We start from the raw sequence: 875 nt of genomic DNA, 5'->3' as shown, positions 1-875 counted from the left end.
GCGCCGACGCCGCGACCGGGTCGTCCGGCTCGGCCATCCCGAGGGCGGCGGGCATCGCGCGGTCGGCGCGCATGCCCCTCAGGGGCCCGGCGACCTCCTCGGGCGCGGACCTGGCGATGGCGATGGCGGCGTTCGCGGCGGCGGTCGCCGACGACACCAGCCTGTCGCGGGCCGCCAGCAGCGCCCGCGCGGACTCCACCCAGCCGTCGCGCGACTTGGGGACCGAGAGGCCCTCGCCCGAGAGCGCCTTGCGGGCCGCGCGCTCGGCGTCGACGGGGCCGCTCTTCCTCGACCCGCGCGGCCTCCCCCTCCTCTCCGGCTGCAGGACCTCCCAGACCGGCAGCCCGAGCTCGGAGAGCCTGCGCGCCAGCCCCGCCCCGTAGGTCGCCGTCCCCTCGACGCCGACCGCCACCGGCTCCCCGGCGCGGCGGACCGCCGCCGCGAGCGCGTCGTAGCCCTCCGGCGCCGCCGGGAACCGCTCGGAGAGCAGCACCCTCCCGACCGCGTCGAGCACGCACAGCCAGTGCTCGTCGGCGTGCGTGTCCACCCCCGCGAAGACCGCCCCCTCGGGCAGGTCGCCGTGATCGACCCTCATGCTCGTCTCCTCCCCGTCGTGGACCGTGCGCGCCCTGCGGGCGGGGCAGACAATGCACTGGCGGGAGCGCTACAATGCGGGTGTGTTCGGGTACGCGGCGGCGCTCAGGCTCCTATCAGGTCATGCGGCCGCCCGAGGGCCCGGTGCGCGGCGCGGGACAGGTCGCTTTGAAGGCGGCCCCGCGGGGGCGCCAGCAGGTAGATGGGTCACCGCGCCGCGTACCGACATGGTATCCGCCGAACGGCGGTACGACCATATTGCAAATTATCAGTGCAGGTAA

At 75.7% G+C, this 875-nt stretch carries 1 protein-coding gene; it reads right to left on the bottom strand.

Features of this window, described 5'->3' with window-relative positions; genetic code table 11:
* Positions 1–595, bottom strand: a 595-nt coding sequence (locus BN423_RS10955; protein ID WP_019240194.1) for an IS110 family transposase, incomplete at its 3' end; no start/stop codon positions are given.
* Positions 596–875 lie beyond the last annotated feature (280 nt).

Source organism: Enorma timonensis, from assembly GCF_000321165.1.
In the GTDB taxonomy this organism is placed as follows: Bacteria; Actinomycetota; Coriobacteriia; order Coriobacteriales; family Coriobacteriaceae; genus Enorma.
The sequence above is the reverse complement of the archived record's forward strand: the minus strand, read 5'-3'. Positions and strand labels throughout refer to the sequence as shown.